At 70.7% G+C, this 14,511-nt stretch carries 13 protein-coding genes and 1 tRNA gene; 8 read left to right on the top strand and 6 right to left on the bottom strand.

From position 1 onward, the window contains the following. Positions 1 to 39: 39 nt before the first annotated feature. The 7 genes from BIV23_RS22585 (at position 40) to BIV23_RS22615 (ending at position 7,278) form a co-directional block, all read left to right on the top strand. Complete coding sequence (locus BIV23_RS22585; RefSeq protein WP_071382742.1) at positions 40 to 510, top strand: hypothetical protein; 471 nt, start codon at positions 40 to 42, stop codon at positions 508 to 510. After that, complete coding sequence (locus BIV23_RS22590) at positions 507 to 1,169, top strand: Tat pathway signal sequence domain protein (RefSeq protein WP_071382743.1); 663 nt, start codon at positions 507 to 509, stop codon at positions 1,167 to 1,169. Before BIV23_RS22585 ends, BIV23_RS22590 begins: the two co-directional genes overlap by 4 nt. A 285-nt stretch (positions 1,170 to 1,454) precedes the next feature. Beyond that, entirely contained in the window at positions 1,455 to 2,693 is a 1,239-nt protein-coding gene (locus tag BIV23_RS22595; protein ID WP_071382744.1) for a branched-chain amino acid ABC transporter substrate-binding protein, read from the top strand. Positions 2,694 to 2,805: 112 nt separating this feature from the next. After that, the gene (locus BIV23_RS22600) at positions 2,806 to 3,738 is read left to right on the top strand and encodes a branched-chain amino acid ABC transporter permease (RefSeq protein ID WP_071382745.1); all 933 of its coding nucleotides are present in this window, start codon (positions 2,806 to 2,808) and stop codon (positions 3,736 to 3,738) included. A 5-nt stretch (positions 3,739 to 3,743) separates the two neighbouring features. After that, complete coding sequence (locus BIV23_RS22605; protein WP_071382746.1) at positions 3,744 to 5,594, top strand: branched-chain amino acid ABC transporter permease; 1,851 nt, start codon at positions 3,744 to 3,746, stop codon at positions 5,592 to 5,594. Positions 5,595 to 5,599: 5 nt separating this feature from the next. Continuing rightward, positions 5,600 to 6,565, top strand: coding sequence for an ABC transporter ATP-binding protein (locus tag BIV23_RS22610; RefSeq protein WP_071382747.1), 966 nt, complete (start codon positions 5,600 to 5,602; stop codon positions 6,563 to 6,565). Continuing rightward, positions 6,562 to 7,278, top strand: a complete 717-nt coding sequence (locus BIV23_RS22615; protein WP_071382748.1) for an ABC transporter ATP-binding protein — start codon at positions 6,562 to 6,564, stop codon at positions 7,276 to 7,278. The genes BIV23_RS22610 and BIV23_RS22615 overlap by 4 nt, the downstream gene beginning before the upstream one ends. Before the next feature lie 89 nt (positions 7,279 to 7,367). Here the strand turns inward: BIV23_RS22615 and BIV23_RS22620 are convergent, their stop codons facing one another. Continuing rightward, positions 7,368 to 8,024 (bottom strand): ANTAR domain-containing response regulator, encoded by a 657-nt coding sequence (locus BIV23_RS22620; protein WP_071382749.1) that lies wholly within the window; start codon positions 8,022 to 8,024, stop codon positions 7,368 to 7,370. A gap of 100 nt (positions 8,025 to 8,124) precedes the next feature. On the opposite strand from BIV23_RS22620, the gene BIV23_RS22625 reads away from it, so the two are divergent. Continuing rightward, positions 8,125 to 8,199, top strand: a tRNA-Leu gene (locus tag BIV23_RS22625). 69 nt (positions 8,200 to 8,268) lie between these two features. Here the strand turns inward: BIV23_RS22625 and pyk are convergent. The 5 genes from pyk to BIV23_RS22650 form a co-directional block, all read right to left on the bottom strand. Next, positions 8,269 to 9,729: a pyruvate kinase gene (gene pyk, locus BIV23_RS22630; protein ID WP_071382750.1), complete on the bottom strand. Its 1,461-nt coding sequence runs from the start codon at positions 9,727 to 9,729 to the stop codon at positions 8,269 to 8,271. Positions 9,730 to 9,886: 157 nt separating this feature from the next. Beyond that, on the bottom strand, positions 9,887 to 11,011 hold the full coding sequence (locus tag BIV23_RS22635) for a GDSL-type esterase/lipase family protein (RefSeq protein WP_071382751.1): 1,125 nt from the start codon (positions 11,009 to 11,011) through the stop codon (positions 9,887 to 9,889). Between the two features lie 52 nt (positions 11,012 to 11,063). Beyond that, complete coding sequence (locus BIV23_RS22640) at positions 11,064 to 12,479, bottom strand: lysine N(6)-hydroxylase/L-ornithine N(5)-oxygenase family protein (RefSeq protein ID WP_071382752.1); 1,416 nt, start codon at positions 12,477 to 12,479, stop codon at positions 11,064 to 11,066. Further along, complete coding sequence (locus tag BIV23_RS22645; protein WP_071382753.1) at positions 12,476 to 13,909, bottom strand: pyridoxal phosphate-dependent decarboxylase family protein; 1,434 nt, start codon at positions 13,907 to 13,909, stop codon at positions 12,476 to 12,478. The genes BIV23_RS22640 and BIV23_RS22645 overlap by 4 nt, the downstream gene beginning before the upstream one ends. Before the next feature lie 151 nt (positions 13,910 to 14,060). Then, the gene (locus BIV23_RS22650) at positions 14,061 to 14,318 is read right to left on the bottom strand and encodes a hypothetical protein (protein ID WP_143079098.1); all 258 of its coding nucleotides are present in this window, start codon (positions 14,316 to 14,318) and stop codon (positions 14,061 to 14,063) included. Between the last annotated feature and the right edge of the window lie 193 nt (positions 14,319 to 14,511).

Consider the following 14,511-nt stretch of genomic DNA (forward strand, 5'->3'; position numbering starts at 1 on the left):
GCCGTTGCCCCGCGCCGTCCCGCCCCGTAGCTTCAGGACATGGGACGGCGAGGGGACCCCCGGCCGGGGGTGAGGTGCCCGCTGCTCGGGCCGGCACTGCCCGCGCTGCTGCTGACGCTGCTCACCACGGCCTGCGACGGAACCGGCGGCACCAGCGGCCCCGGGCCCCACGGCACCCCCGCGCCGCACGCCTCCTCGCGACGCGCCTCCCCGCAGCCCACAGGCGCCACATCCGCCTCCCCCGGCCCCACTTCGCCCGCCGACCTGTGCACCCGTCTGGTCTCCCACTGGTCGCGCGCGGTGCTCGACGGCACCACCTACGGCGACTACCAGTCGATGGGGCTGTCCCATGGGCAGTACGCGATCCTGCGCGAAGTCGTGGTCGCCGCACGGGTGGTGAAACGGCGCCAAGGGGCCGCCGCAGCCGATACGTTGATCGACCGTCAGGCACGACGGGCCTGCGCCGACCGCTACCGGTACGGCATCCCGAGTGAAAGCCCCTGGCAGTGAACGCCATCGGCCCCCTGGAGCCCGGCGAGGGCACGCGCGCGTGGGACGCCGGAGATCCGGCCGGCCCGGCTCCCGGCCCCGCGAGCCGGATCCGCAGGGCCGCGGCGGCCCGGTACGGCCACCACCGGCGCGCCGTCCTCGCCCTCGCCGCGGCCGCCGTACTCCTCGGCGGTGGCGGCTACCTCTACGCCACCCGGCCCCGGCAGGAGGCCTCTCCCCCGCCGCCCCCTGCGCCGTTTCCCGCCCAGATGGTGGACGTGTTCTACGCGGGCGGCCGGCCCACCCCGGCCGGGGCGCCGTCCCGCAGTTTCAGCTTCGCAGTGCTACTGAGAGTGGAGTCCGGGCCACCGGTCACCGTGGCCCGGGTGACCCAGCCGTACGCGGGTCTGTCGCTGGTGACGACCCCGCGAACCCCCTTTGACACCAAGGAAGGCACCGACCGCGAGATCACCATAACGATGCACGTGACGGAATGCGGAAAAGTGCCCAAGGATGCCGGACTCCCTTTCCTGGACGTAACCCTGCGTAATGTGCGCGCAATGCAGATTCAGAGCTTCATCCTCGGTTCGCCGTATGCGCACCACCTCTCCCAGGCGGTGAAAGCCGCCTGCGACAACGAGATCACGTCATCACCAAAACCCTCGAGACGCCTGAATTGATCATGGCAATTCCTGCGGGTTCTCATCATCCGGACGGGGCGAACCGGACGGAATTCCGACCTTCCGCCCAGGGAGTACCGCTCTGCATTACGTCGTGTCATAACAAGAGCGTCACAGCCTCGGACAGAGTCTCCTCCACGTTCCCTGCACACGCCTAGAGTCACCGCCAGTCACCGCGCCCGTCGGATCACCGCTTCGACTCGCCTTCCGGGCCTGTCATGTCGTTCAGGCGCGCGGCTCGGCCGTCTCCATGGGGAGGCGGTCGTCCTGGGGAAAGGACTGATCGTGCGTCAACGTTCGCTCATCGCCATCACCGCCGCGCTGGCAGCGGGAACACTCACCCTCACCGCCTGCGGCTCGCGCGACAGCGGCGGCGACAAGGGTTCCAACTCCGGAAGCGGCGGCACCACCGTCACCATCGGCATCGACGCCCCGCTGACCGGCGACCTGTCCGCGCTCGGCCTGGGCATCAAGAACTCCGTGGACCTCGCGGTCAAGACGGCCAACAAGCAGAACATCGTCAAGGGCGTCACCTTCAAGATCTCCGCCAAGGACGACCAGGCACAGCCCTCCTCCGGCCAGCAGAACGCCACCGCGTTCGTCGGCGACACCTCCGTCCTCGGTGTCGTCGGCCCGCTCAACTCCTCGGTCGCGCAGTCGATGCAGAAGGTCTTCGACGACAACAAGCTGGTGGAGGTCTCGCCGGCCAACACCAGCCCGGACCTGACCCAGGGCACCGACTGGCAGAAGACCAAGGCGCGTCCGTACAAGTCGTACTTCCGCACGGCGACCACGGACGCCGTCCAGGGCCCGTTCGCCGCCCAGTACATCTTCAACAAGGCCAAGAAGACCAAGGTCTTCGTCATCGACGACAAGAAGACCTACGGCGCCGGTCTCGCCAAGACCTTCACCGAGGAGTTCACCAAGCTCGGCGGCAAGGTGGTCGGCACCGAGCACATCAACCCCGACACCAAGGACTTCTCCGCGGTCGCCACCAAGGTCAAGAGCTCCGGCGCCGAGGTGGTCTACTACGGCGGCGAGTACCCGCAGGCCGGTCCGCTCAGCAAGCAGATCAAGTCCGCGGGCGCCGACATCCCGCTGATCGGCGGCGACGGCATCTACGACCCGACCTTCATCAAGCTGGCCGGCTCCGCCGCCACCGGCGACTTCGCCACCTCGGTCGGCGCACCGGTCGAGACGCTGGCCTCCGCCAAGGAGTTCGTCGCCAACTACAAGGCGGCGGGCTACAAGGAGGACTACGCGGCCTACGGCGGCTACTCCTACGACTCGGCCTGGTCGATCATCGAGGCCGTGAAGAAGGTCGTCGACGACAACGGCGGCAAGCTGCCGTCCGACGCCCGCGCGAAAGTGACCGCCGCGGTGCAGAACGTGTCCTTCGACGGCGTGACCGGCAAGGTCTCCTTCGACCAGTACGGTGACGCGACCAACAAGCAGCTCACCGTCTACTCCGTGACGGGCGGCGCCTGGAAGGCCGTGGAGTCCGGCACCTACAACGGCGGCTGACCCCACCCACCCGCACCGACCGAGCCGCGCGGGGCGCTGTTCCACTGGCGCCCCGCGCGGTCTCGCATCCGGCCCCATCCGTCGAACGTCCGAACATCTCGGAGGACATGCGGTGAACGAACTGCCGCAGCAGCTGGTCAACGGCCTGCTACTTGGATCCATGTACGGGCTGGTCGCCATCGGCTACACCATGGTCTACGGCATCGTCCAGCTCATCAACTTCGCCCACGGCGAGATCTTCATGACCGGTGCGTTCGGCGCGCTCACGGTCTACGTCTACATCCTTCCCGACGGCACCTCGATGTGGGTGGCCCTGCCGCTGATGCTGATCGGCGCGGTCCTGGTCTCCGTCGCCGTCGCCGTCGGGGCGGAACGGTTCGCCTACCGCCCGCTGCGCACCGCGCCGCGCCTCGCGCCCCTCATCACCGCCATCGGTCTGTCCCTGGCGCTCCAGCAGGCGGTGTGGGCCTGGTACCCGCAGGCGAAGTCCGCCCGCACGTTCCCGACCATCCCGGGCGGCCCCTTCAACCTGGGCAACGTCACGATCCAGACCGGTGACATCTTCCTGGTGGTCGCGGCCCCGCTCAGCATGGCGTTCCTCGCCTACTTCGTGATGCGCACCCGTACCGGCCGCGGCATGCAGGCCACCGCCCAGGATCCGGACACCGCGCGGCTGATGGGCGTCAACACCGACCGCATCATCGTGATCGCGTTCGCCCTCGGCGCCGCCTTCGCGGCCGTCGGAGGCGTGGCCTACGGCCTCAAGTACGGCCAGATCGACTTCAAGATGGGCTTCCTCCTCGGTCTGAAGGCCTTCACCGCGGCCGTCCTCGGCGGCATCGGCAACATCTACGGCGCCATGCTCGGCGGCCTCGTCCTCGGTGTGGCCGAGGCCCTGTCCACCGCCTACATCGCGGACATCCCCGGTATGGACAAGTTCGGCAGCCAGTCCTGGGCAGACGTCTGGGCGTTCGTACTCCTCATCCTCGTGCTGCTGTTCAGGCCACAGGGCCTGCTCGGCGAGCGCGTCGCGGACAGGGCGTGACAGCGATGACCACACAGACCACACCGTCCGAGTCCCCCAAGTCCCCCGGGACCCCCGAGACTTCGGACACCCCCGCTGCCGCCCGCGCCGGCCTCGTCGGCCTTCCGGCGTCGCTCGGCCGGGCCCTCGCCACCGGCGGCGGCGTCCTCACGATCGTGTCCACCTTCCTGTCCTGGACCTGGACCACCGACTTCCCCGGCGACCTCACCGTCTACGGCTACCCGGGCGGCCTCCAGGTCCTCGTCCTGATCGGCGGCGTCCTCACCACCCTGTTCGGCCTCGCCTCCTACGGCGTACGGGGCGTTCGCGCGCTGGCGCCCGGCAGCGCCGACGCCGCGGTGAAGATGGCCGCGCTCGGCACCTTCGGCGCCGCCTGGTACACCGTCATCGCCATCAGCGTGGAACTCGGCGGCCTGGTCAACCTGGACCCGGGCGGCGTCGTCGTCGCGATCGCCACGCTCGTCGCCCTGATCGGCGCGCTGGCCCTGCCGTTCACGCGGCCGGAGCCGGACCCGGTCGACCCGGACGACACCGGCTGGGAGCTGCTTCGGCACAACACCCGCCAGCGCTGGAACACGTTCCGCGCGGCCTTCGCCGCCGACACCCCGGCCCCGGCCCGCCCCCTGCCCTCCTGGGCCGAGATCCTCGTCATCGTCGCCGTCATGGCCGTGGGGCTGACCGTCTTCAGCTACGGCGTCGGCACGGCGTACGACGAGCTGTTCATCGGCTTCCTGATCACCGCCGGCTTCGGTTTCGCCGCGGTCTCCAAGGCCGGGCTCGTGGCCCGTGTCTCGGCGATCACCGCGAAGCACCGGAACATCACCATGATCGGCGCCTTCGTCGCCGCCGCGGCCTTCCCGTTCACCCAGACCAGCGACCAGTACGCGACGATCGGCGTCTACATCCTGATCTTCGCGACCGTCGCGCTGGGCCTGAACATCGTCGTCGGCCTCGCCGGCCTCCTCGACCTCGGTTACGTCGCCTTCCTCGGTGTCGGTGCCTACACCGCGGCTTTGGTCTCCGGTTCGCCGTCCTCGCCGCTGCACGTGCACTGGCCGTTCTGGGCCTCCGCGTTGCTCGGCGCGGTCGTGGCCATGGTCTTCGGCGTCATCATCGGCGCCCCGACCCTGCGGCTGCGCGGCGACTACCTCGCCATCGTGACGCTCGGCTTCGGTGAGATCTTCCGGATCACCGTCCTCAACATGGACGGCACCTCGGGCCCGGACGTCACCAACGGCTCCAACGGCATCTCCTCGATCCCGAACCTGAACATCCTCGGCTTCGACTTCGGCGCGCAGCACCAGATCCTCGGCACCACCATCGGCCGGTTCGCCAACTACCTGCTGCTGATGCTGATCATCACGCTCGTGGTGGTCGTGGTGTTCCGGCGCAGCAGCGACTCGCGCATCGGCCGCGCCTGGGTCGCCATCCGCGAGGACGAGACCGCCGCGCTCGCCATGGGCATCAACGGCTTCCGGGTCAAGCTCATCGCCTTCGCGCTCGGCGCCTGCCTGGCCGGGCTCTCCGGCTCCGTCCAGGGCCACGTCACCTACACGGTGACCCCGGAGCAGTACCAGTTCGCCTACGCCGTGCCGCCCAACTCGGCCTTCCTGCTGGCCGCCGTGGTCCTCGGCGGCATGGGCACCATCTCCGGTCCGCTGGTCGGCGCGTCCCTGCTGTACCTGATCCCGGCCAAGCTCCAGTTCCTGGGCGACTACCAGCTCTTCGCGTTCGGTGTCACCCTCATCCTGCTGATGCGCTTCCGCCCGGAGGGGCTCATCCCGAACCGGCGCCGCCAGCTGGAGTTCCACGAAGAGTCCGAGACGCCCGCCGTCCTCAGCAAGGCAGGGGCCTGACCACGATGACCACCGACACCACCACGAAGGACACCGCCCCCGGCGCACCCGCCCCCGGCCAGGTCGTCCTCGACGCCCGCGGCGTGACCATGCGCTTCGGCGGTCTGACCGCCGTACGCAATGTGGACCTGACCGTCAACAGCGGCGAGATCGTCGGCCTGATCGGCCCCAACGGCGCCGGCAAGACGACCTTCTTCAACTGCCTGACCGGTCTGTACGTGCCCACCGAGGGCGAGGTCCGCTACCGGGACCAGGTGCTGCCGCCGAAGTCCTTCAAGGTCACCGCGGCCGGCATCGCCCGTACCTTCCAGAACATCCGGCTGTTCGCCAACATGACCGTGCTGGAGAACGTCCTCGTCGGCCGGCACACCCGCACCAAGGAGGGCCTGTGGTCCGCGCTGCTGCGCGGACCGGGCTTCCACCGCGCCGAGGCCGCCTCGCGCGAACGGGCCATGGAACTGCTCCGGTTCGTGGGCCTGGACCGCAAGGCCGAACACCTCGCCCGCAACCTCCCCTACGGCGAGCAGCGCAAGCTGGAGATCGCCCGCGCCCTGGCCAGCGAGCCCGGTCTGCTGCTGCTCGACGAGCCGACGGCCGGTATGAACCCGCAGGAGACCCGGGCCACCGAGGAACTCGTCTTCGCCATCCGGGACCAGGGCATCGCCGTCCTCGTCATCGAGCACGACATGCGCTTCATCTTCAACCTCTGCGACCGGGTGGCCGTCCTGGTGCAGGGCGAGAAGCTGGTCGAGGGCGACAGCGCGGCCGTCCAGGGCGACGAGCGCGTGATCGCGGCCTACCTCGGCGAACCCTTCGAGGACGCGCCCGGCGCCGCGGAGGTGGCCGAGGTCGAGGCCGCGGAGGCGGCGGCCGGGACCGAGTCGGCCGAGGCGACCGAGCCCGCCGAAGCGGCCGCGGCGGACGCCGAGAACCCGACCGACGCCGCGCCCGGCAAGGAGAACGACCGATGACCGCACTGCTCGAAGTCGAGGACCTGAGGGTCGCCTACGGCAAGATCGAGGCCGTCAAGGGCGTCTCGTTCACGGTCGAGGCCGGTCAGGTGGTCACCCTCATCGGCACCAACGGCGCCGGCAAGACCACCACGCTGCGCACGCTCTCCGGACTGCTGAGGCCGGTCGGCGGCCAGATCCGGTTCAACGGCAAGTCGTTGAAGAAGGTCCCGGCCCATCAGATCGTCGCGCTGGGCCTCGCCCACTCCCCCGAGGGACGGCACATCTTCCCGCGCATGACGATCGAGGACAATCTGCGCCTCGGCGCGTTCCTGCGCAGCGACAAGCCGGGCATCGAGAGGGACATCCAGCGCGCCTACGACCTCTTCCCCATCCTCGGGGAGCGCAGGAAGCAGGCCGCGGGCACCCTCTCCGGCGGCGAGCAGCAGATGCTGGCGATGGGCAGGGCGCTGATGTCCCAGCCGAAGCTGCTGATGCTGGACGAGCCGTCGATGGGGCTGTCGCCGATCATGATGCAGAAGATCATGGCGACGATCGCCGAGCTGAAGTCCCGGGGCACGACGATCCTGCTGGTCGAACAGAACGCGCAGGCCGCGCTCTCGCTGGCCGACCAGGGCCATGTGATGGAGGTCGGCACGATCGTGCTGTCCGGATCCGGGCAGGACCTGCTGCACGACGAGTCGGTGCGCAAGGCCTATCTGGGCGAGGACTGATTTCGCCGTTCGGATCTGCGGGGCCGTCGTGGCTGGTCGCGCGGTTCCCCGCGCCCCTTACGGGGTACGGGGCACCGCGCACCGAGAGCTCAGGCCTTCCGGCCCGCCTTCTTCTCCTCGCTGTCCGCGATCACCGCCTCCGCGACCTGCTGCATCGACATGCGGCGGTCCATGGAGGTCTTCTGGATCCAGCGGAAGGCGGCCGGCTCGGTCAGGCCGTACTCGGTCTGGAGGACGGACTTCGCGCGGTCGACGAGCTTGCGGGTCTCCAGGCGCTGGGTGAGGTCGGCGACCTCCTGCTCCAGTTGCTTCAGCTCGGTGAAGCGGGAGACGGCCATCTCGATCGCCGGCACGACGTCGCTCTTGCTGAACGGCTTGACCAGGTACGCCATGGCACCGGCGTCCCGGGCGCGCTCCACGAGGTCGCGCTGGGAGAAGGCGGTGAGCATGAGGACCGGCGCGATGGACTCCTCGGCGATCTTCTCGGCCGCGGAGATGCCGTCCAGCTTGGGCATCTTCACGTCCAGGATGACCAGGTCCGGCCTGTGCTCGCGGGCCAGCTCGACGGCCTGCTCGCCGTCTCCGGCCTCGCCGACGACCGTGTACCCCTCTTCTTCGAGCATCTCTTTCAGGTCGAGCCGGATCAGGGCCTCGTCCTCGGCGATGACGACTCGGGTCGTCAGCGGAGGCACGTGCGACTTGTCGTCGTCGGGCGCGTCTACGGGCTGGGGCGACTCGGCGGTCACGGGGGCTCCTCGTTCAGGGCACGGGTACTGCTGACAAGAGCCTACCTAGCTACGGTATGGTGGACGCGCGGAGGGTCGGGGGAAACCTTGGATTCTGCGAGCCCCGGTAGCCCAATTGGCAGCAGGCAACGGATTCAAAACCCGTACAGTGTCGGTTCGAGTCCGACCCGGGGCACTTTTCCTTGGATCCCAAGGTCAGTGCAGAAAGAGATGAAGGCCCCTCGACCGAGGGGCCCTTTTCGTGTCACCTGTTCCGTGTCACCCGTGACTGCTTCGGGCTGTCGTCCTCACCGATGTGGTGGACCCGGACCATGTTGGTCGAGCCGGAGACCCCTGGCGGGGAACCGGCCGTGATCACCACGACGTCGCCCGTGCGGCAGCGGCCGTACTTCAGGAGCAGCTCGTCCACCTGGTCGACCATGGCGTCGGTGGAGTCGACGTGCGGGCCGAGGAACGTCTCCGCGCCCCAGGTGAAGCTGAGCTGGGAGCGGGTGGCCGGCTCCGGCGTGAACGCGAGCAGCGGAATCGGCGAGCGGTAGCGGGACAGCCGACGGGCGGTGTCTCCCGACTGCGTGAACGCGACGAGGAACTTCGCGCCGAGGAAGTCGCCCATCTCGGCGGCGGCCCGGGCGACCGCGCCGCCCTGGGTACGCGGCTTGTTGCTCTCGGTCAGCGGAGGCAGGCCCGCCGCGAGCATGTCCTCCTCGGCCGCCTCCACGATCTTCGCCATGGTGCGCACGGTCTCGACCGGGTACCTGCCGACGCTGGTCTCGCCGGAGAGCATCACCGCGTCCGTGCCGTCGAGGACGGCGTTGGCCACGTCGGAGGCCTCGGCGCGGGTCGGGCGGGAGTTCTCGATCATCGAGTCGAGCATCTGGGTGGCGACGATGACCGGCTTGGCGTTGCGCCGGGCGAGCTTGACCGCGCGCTTCTGCACGATCGGGACCTGCTCCAGCGGCATCTCCACGCCCAGGTCGCCGCGCGCGACCATGATCCCGTCGAAGGCGGCGACGATCTCGTCGAGGTTCTCGACGGCCTGCGGCTTCTCGACCTTGGCGATCACCGGGAGGCGGCGGCCCTCCTCGGCCATGATGCGGTGCACGTCCTCGGCGTCCCCGCCGCTGCGCACGAAGGACAGGGCGATGACGTCGACGCCGGTGCGCAGCGCCCAGCGCAGGTCGTCCTCGTCCTTCGCGGAGAGGGCGGGGACGGAGACGGCGACACCGGGGAGGTTCAGCCCCTTGTGGTCGGAGACCATGCCGCCCTCGACGACCCGGGTGTGCACGCACGGGCCGTCGACGGCCGTGACCTCCAGGCAGACCTTGCCGTCGTCGACGAGGACGCGCTCACCGGGAGTGACGTCGGCGGCGAGGCCGGCGTAGGTGGTGCCGCACCGGTGGCGGTCGCCCGCGACGCCCTCCTCCACGGTGATGGTGAACTCGTCGCCGCGTTCAAGGAGTACGGGTCCTTCGCCGAAGTGACCGAGCCGGATCTTCGGACCTTGAAGGTCGGCGAGAATTCCGACGCTGCGGCCGGTCTCGTCGGCCGCCTTCCGTACGCGCTGATAGCGCTCCTCGTGATCGGCGTGCGTACCGTGGCTGAGGTTGAGGCGGGCGACGTCCATTCCGGCCTCGACCAGTGCCTTGATCTGGTCGTACGAGTCGGTGGCGGGCCCCAGAGTACAGACGATCTTTGCTCGGCGCATACGTCGAGCCTAGGCCTTACCCGTCGGTAGGGAATCGGCCCCGCATGACCACTCAACAACCTTTGAGTGAAGGGCCGTTGACAAGTGTTGAATTTTGCGGTCACTCGCTCCGATGAGCGAATTTCTCTACGGAAGGCCGATGAGGTTACCGGATTCGCTAGAGCCTCAGCAGGGACAGCTCGGCGGCCTCGGCGATCGCCTTCGCGCCGACGTCGTTGACGTGCAGACCGTCACCGCTGTCGAACTCCTCGCGGATCCGGTCGGGTTCGGCCGGGTCCGCGACGGCGGCGGCGACGTCCAGGATGCCGTCGAAGGGGTGCTCCTCCCCCAGCAGCCAGGCGTTGACCGCGCGGCGGACGGCCTGCCCGGCCTCGCTGTCGTAGCCGTCGTAGACCGTGCCGCGGTACGGGCCGATGGTGGAGCCGACGACGGTCAGCCCGGCGGCGTGCAGCCGGTCGGCGAGCGCGGTGAGACCGGCGATGAGTGCGTCGGCCGTGGGGAGCTCGCCGGGCTCGGGGAAGGCGATGTGGCCCGGCAGACCGAGGTCGTTGAGGCCGATGTGGATCAGGACGTGGCTCACGCCCGGCACCGCGAGGACGTCCCGGTCGACGCGGGCGAGGAGGTGCTCGCCGATCTCGTCGGTCAGCAGGCGGTTGCCGGAGACGCCCTGGTTGACGATCCAGCCGCGGGGCAGCCTGCGGCCCAGCTGGGAGGGGAAGCTGTTGTCGAGACCGGGTGTGGTGGCCGCGCCCTCGATCCAGGAGTCCCCGAAGGCGACCGCGATCCGGGTGCCCTCGGGCGCGCGGACGTCGGCGCCGATCCCGAAGTGCCCGGTGGGCACCTCCTCGGCGTCCCGCAGGGTCCGCGCGGTCAGCTGGTCGCCGGGGGCGGCCCAGCCGCTGTCGTACGGCACCGCGGAGAAGGTCGTCAGGCCGGTGTCACCGGGCAGATAGAGGCCGACCGTGAGCACCTGGCCCGCGGCGACGGGCTCCTCGACCGGGTCGGAGACGAGGTCCCCGCCCGCCGGGATCGTGACGGTCCCGGTCCCGTCGAAGGTGAGCGGGGCGTCGATCCCGTCGCCCCGGACGTGCGCGCCGCCGATCTCCAGTGGCTTCTTGCCGTAACGGTTGCTGAGCGTGATCCGTACCGCCTCACCTCCCCCGGCCAGCCGCAGGGTCTGTCGTACGGTCTGGTCGGTGAAACCCCGGCTCTGGAAGAGCGCGAAGTCCTCGTCGGGGTCGATGACGGCGGTGCGGTGGGCGGCGATCCATGTCGTGGTCATGGAAGCCGCCAACACCGCCGTCGCCGGAGTTCTTCCGGCCCTTGCGGGCTTCTTACCTTCCGTCGGCGAGGGGCGTCAGCTGCCGGCCGGCCTGCCGGGCGAGCGGCACCCGCGGCAGACCCTCCTGAAGTCCGAAGGTGGTGAAGGCGGTTCGCTCGGCCAGCGGGTAAGGGTTCTTGCCGGTGAGCGAGTTGAGGATGGTGGCGCTGCGCCAGGCGGCGAGGCCGAGGTCGGGCGCGCCGACGCCGTGGGTGTGCAGCTCGGCGTTCTGGACGTAGACCGAGCCGGTCACGGACGGGTCCAGGACGAGCCGGAACTCCTCGTCGATGCGCGGGCGTTCGCTGCTGTCGCGGCGGATGTAGGGGTCGAGGCCGGCGAGGATGCGGTCGAGCGGGCGCTCCCGGTAGCCGGTGGCGAGGACGACGGCGCCGGTGGTGAGCCGGGTGCGGGTGCCCTGCTGGAGGTGCTCCAGATGGAGTTCGACCTGGGTGGTCGCGATCCGGCCGGCCGTGCGCACCCGGACGCCGGGGGTGAGCACGGCATCCGGCCAGCCGCCGTGCAGGGTGCGCCGGTACAGCTCGTCGTGGATGGCGGCGAGGGTGCCCGCGTCGATGCCCTTGTGCAGCTGCCACTGGGCGGCGATCAGCCGGTCGCGGACGGGCTCGGCGAGGGCGTGGAAGTAGCGCGTGTAGTCGGGGGTGAAGTGCTCCAGGCCCAGCTTGGAGTACTCCATCGGCGCGAACGCCTCGCTGCGGCCGATCCAGTGCAGTTGCTCACGGCCCGCCGGGCGGTGCCGCAGCAGGTCGAGGAAGACCTCGGCGCCGGACTGTCCGGAGCCGACGACGGTGACGTGGTCGGCGGCCAGGACGGCGGCGCGGTGGTCCAGGTAGTCGGCGGCGTGGACGACCGGCACCCCCGGGGCGTCCACCAGCGGCTTGAGCGCGTCCGGCACATGGGGTGCGGTGCCGACGCCGAGGACGATGTTGCGCGTGTACGTACGGCCCAGGGCCTCGGCCTCGCCCTCGGCGTCGAGCTGGGCGAAGTCGACCTCGAACACGTCCCGTTCGGGGTTCCAGCGCACCGAGTCGACCTGGTGGCGAAAGCGCAGCCCCGGCAGGCTCTGCGCGACCCAGCGGCAGTAGGCGTCGTACTCGGCGCGCTGGATGTGGAAGCGCTCGGCGAAGTAGAAGGGGAAGAGCCGCTCGCGGGACCGCAGGAAGCTCAGAAAGCTCCAGGGGCTGGTGGGGTCGGCGAGGGTCACCAGGTCGGCGAGGAACGGAACCTGGATGGTGGCGCCCTCGATGAGCAGGCCGGGGTGCCAGTCGAAGCCCGGGCGCTGTTCGTAGAACACGGCGTCGAGTTCGGCGAGCGGGTCGGCGAGCGCGGCCAGGGAGAGGTTGCAGGGGCCGATGCCGATGCCGACGAGGTCGCGGGGGGAGTCGGGCTCGTGGCGTGGGGGGTTGCTCATGCGGGGGTGCCTTCTTCTGCGGGTTCCGTCCGACCGGCTTCTGCGGGGTTCGCCAGGCGGGCTTGTGTGAGTTCCAGCAGCCGGGTCAGGTCGTCCGGCCGGGTGCGGGGGTTGAGGAAGGTGGCCTTGAGCCAGAGCCGGCCGTCGAGCCGGGCCCGCCCGAGGACGGCCCGGCCCTCGTGCAGCAGCCGGCGGCGTACGGCGGCCACGGCGTCGTCGCCGGCTGCCGCCGGCCGGAACAGCACCGTGCTGATCACCGGCCGGTCGTACAGCTCGAAGCCGGGGTGTGCGTCGACCAGGGCGGCGAACGCGCGCGCGTGGGCGCAGACCTGGTCGACCAGGGCGCCGAGTCCGGCGCGGCCGACGGTCTTCAGGGTGACGGCGATCTTGAGGATGTCGGGGCGGCGGGTGGTGCGCAGGGAGCGGCCGAGCAGGTCGGGGAGGCCGGCCTCGATGTCGTCGTCGGCGTTCAGGTAGTCGGCGCGCTGGCGCAGTGCGGCGAGTTCGGCGGGGCGGGCGAGGGCGAGGAGGCCTGCGGCGACGGGCTGCCAGCCGAGCTTGTGCAGGTCGAGGGTTACGGTGTGGGCGGCTTCGAGTCCGGCGAGTCGGTCCCGGTGCCGGTCGCTGAACAGCAGGCCTCCGCCGTAGGCGGCGTCGATGTGCAGCCGGGTGCCGTGGGCGGCGCACAGGCCGGCGATCTCGGGGAGCGGGTCGATGAGACCGGCGTCGGTGGTGCCGGCGGTGGCGGCGACCAGCAGCGGACCGGGAAGCGTGGTGAGGGCCGCGTCCAGGGCGGCCGGGTCGAGGACGCCGCTCGGGGCGGGGACGACGACCGGATCGGGCAGGCCGAGGAGCCAGGCGGCACGAGCGAGCGAGTGGTGGGCGTTCGTCCCGCAGACCAGCCGGACGCCGGCGCCGTGCGCCTCGCGGGCGAGCAGCAGGGCGAGTTGGTTGGACTCGGTGCCGCCGGTGGTGACGAGGGCGTCGGCGAGCCCGGCCGCGTGGGCGAGCGCGCGGGTGACCGCGGCTTCCAGGACGGATGCGGCCGGGGCCTGGTCCCAGGAGTCCAGGGACGGGTTGAGCACGCTCGCCGCGAGGTCGGCGGCGGTGGCCACGGCGAGCGGCGGGCAGTGCAGGTGGGCCGCGCACAGTGGGTCGGCCGGGTCGGCGGCGCCCTCGGCGAGGACCTGCACGAGGGTGCGCAGGGCGTCGGGGTCACCGCGCTCCGGCAGCGCGTCCCCGAGCACGTCGGCGACGTGCGCCGCGACCGCCTCGGGTCCCCCGGCGGGCAACGGCCCGCCCCGCACCCGGGCACCGGCCTCGAGCGCGTCGAGGACGGTGCCGAGCAGGGGGCGCAGGGCTGCCGGGCCGTCGGGTCTCCGGGGGCCCGAGGCGAGCGCCGGGGCGGGCAGAGGGTGGTCACCGGGCATCGGCTGTCCTCCGCTTTCGGGCGCTCTCGGGCCGGCCTTCGGTTTCCAGCTTGTACGGGAAGTCGCCCGTGTGTCCCGAAATACCGACGATCAGAACCCGAAAGTGGGTACTGCCGTGCGGGGAAAATGCGTTGGGATTATGCCCGTGGGGTCATGCCCGCAGGGTCACACCCGTCCGCCGCAGTCCGCGGCGTGCTCGCGGGCCCAGCGGGTGAAAGGGGCTGGCCGTGGTGCCGGTGAGCTTCCCGACCGTGTCGGTGATCTCCGGCGTCGCGCCGACGGCATCCGCGATGGTCCGCAGCAGCCGTTCGAGCATCTGCGGCGGCACGTGCGGGAACAGCTCCCCGACCGCCTCGACCGGGCCCCTGCCCACCGGCGGCCGCGCCGATCGCCGCGCCCTGCGCGGCATCGGTGATCGGCTGCGGTCCGGTCGGCCGGTGCACGGCACCCCGTGCCCGCCGTCGAGCAGGGTCCGCTCGGCGGCGGCCGCGATGTCGTCCTCACGGACGGGCGCGGTCCGGACACCCGCGCAGACGGGGTGGGTCTCGTCGGCGCCCTCGGCGATGACGGCGCTGGAGAGCAGGACGCCGTGCCGTACGCCC

Source organism: Streptomyces monashensis (genome assembly GCF_001866665.1).
Lineage (GTDB): Bacteria > Actinomycetota > Actinomycetes > Streptomycetales > Streptomycetaceae > Streptomyces > Streptomyces monashensis.

What these genes read in the sequence shown, in the direction of transcription:
- BIV23_RS22645 (WP_071382753.1), bottom strand. Translation starts at nt 13,909, where the DNA reads ATGCCCGGTGACCACCCTCTGCCCGCCCCGGCGCTCGCCTCGGGCCCC.
- pyk (WP_071382750.1), bottom strand. Translation starts at nt 9,729, where the DNA reads ATGCGCCGAGCAAAGATCGTCTGTACTCTGGGGCCCGCCACCGACTCG.
- BIV23_RS22615 (WP_071382748.1), top strand. Translation starts at nt 6,562, where the DNA reads ATGACCGCACTGCTCGAAGTCGAGGACCTGAGGGTCGCCTACGGCAAG.
- BIV23_RS22585 (WP_071382742.1), top strand. Translation starts at nt 40, where the DNA reads ATGGGACGGCGAGGGGACCCCCGGCCGGGGGTGAGGTGCCCGCTGCTC.
- BIV23_RS22610 (WP_071382747.1), top strand. Translation starts at nt 5,600, where the DNA reads ATGACCACCGACACCACCACGAAGGACACCGCCCCCGGCGCACCCGCC.
- BIV23_RS22635 (WP_071382751.1), bottom strand. Translation starts at nt 11,011, where the DNA reads ATGACCACGACATGGATCGCCGCCCACCGCACCGCCGTCATCGACCCC.
- BIV23_RS22650 (WP_143079098.1), bottom strand. Translation starts at nt 14,318, where the DNA reads ATGCCGCGCAGGGCGCGGCGATCGGCGCGGCCGCCGGTGGGCAGGGGC.
- BIV23_RS22605 (WP_071382746.1), top strand. Translation starts at nt 3,744, where the DNA reads ATGACCACACAGACCACACCGTCCGAGTCCCCCAAGTCCCCCGGGACC.
- BIV23_RS22640 (WP_071382752.1), bottom strand. Translation starts at nt 12,479, where the DNA reads ATGAGCAACCCCCCACGCCACGAGCCCGACTCCCCCCGCGACCTCGTC.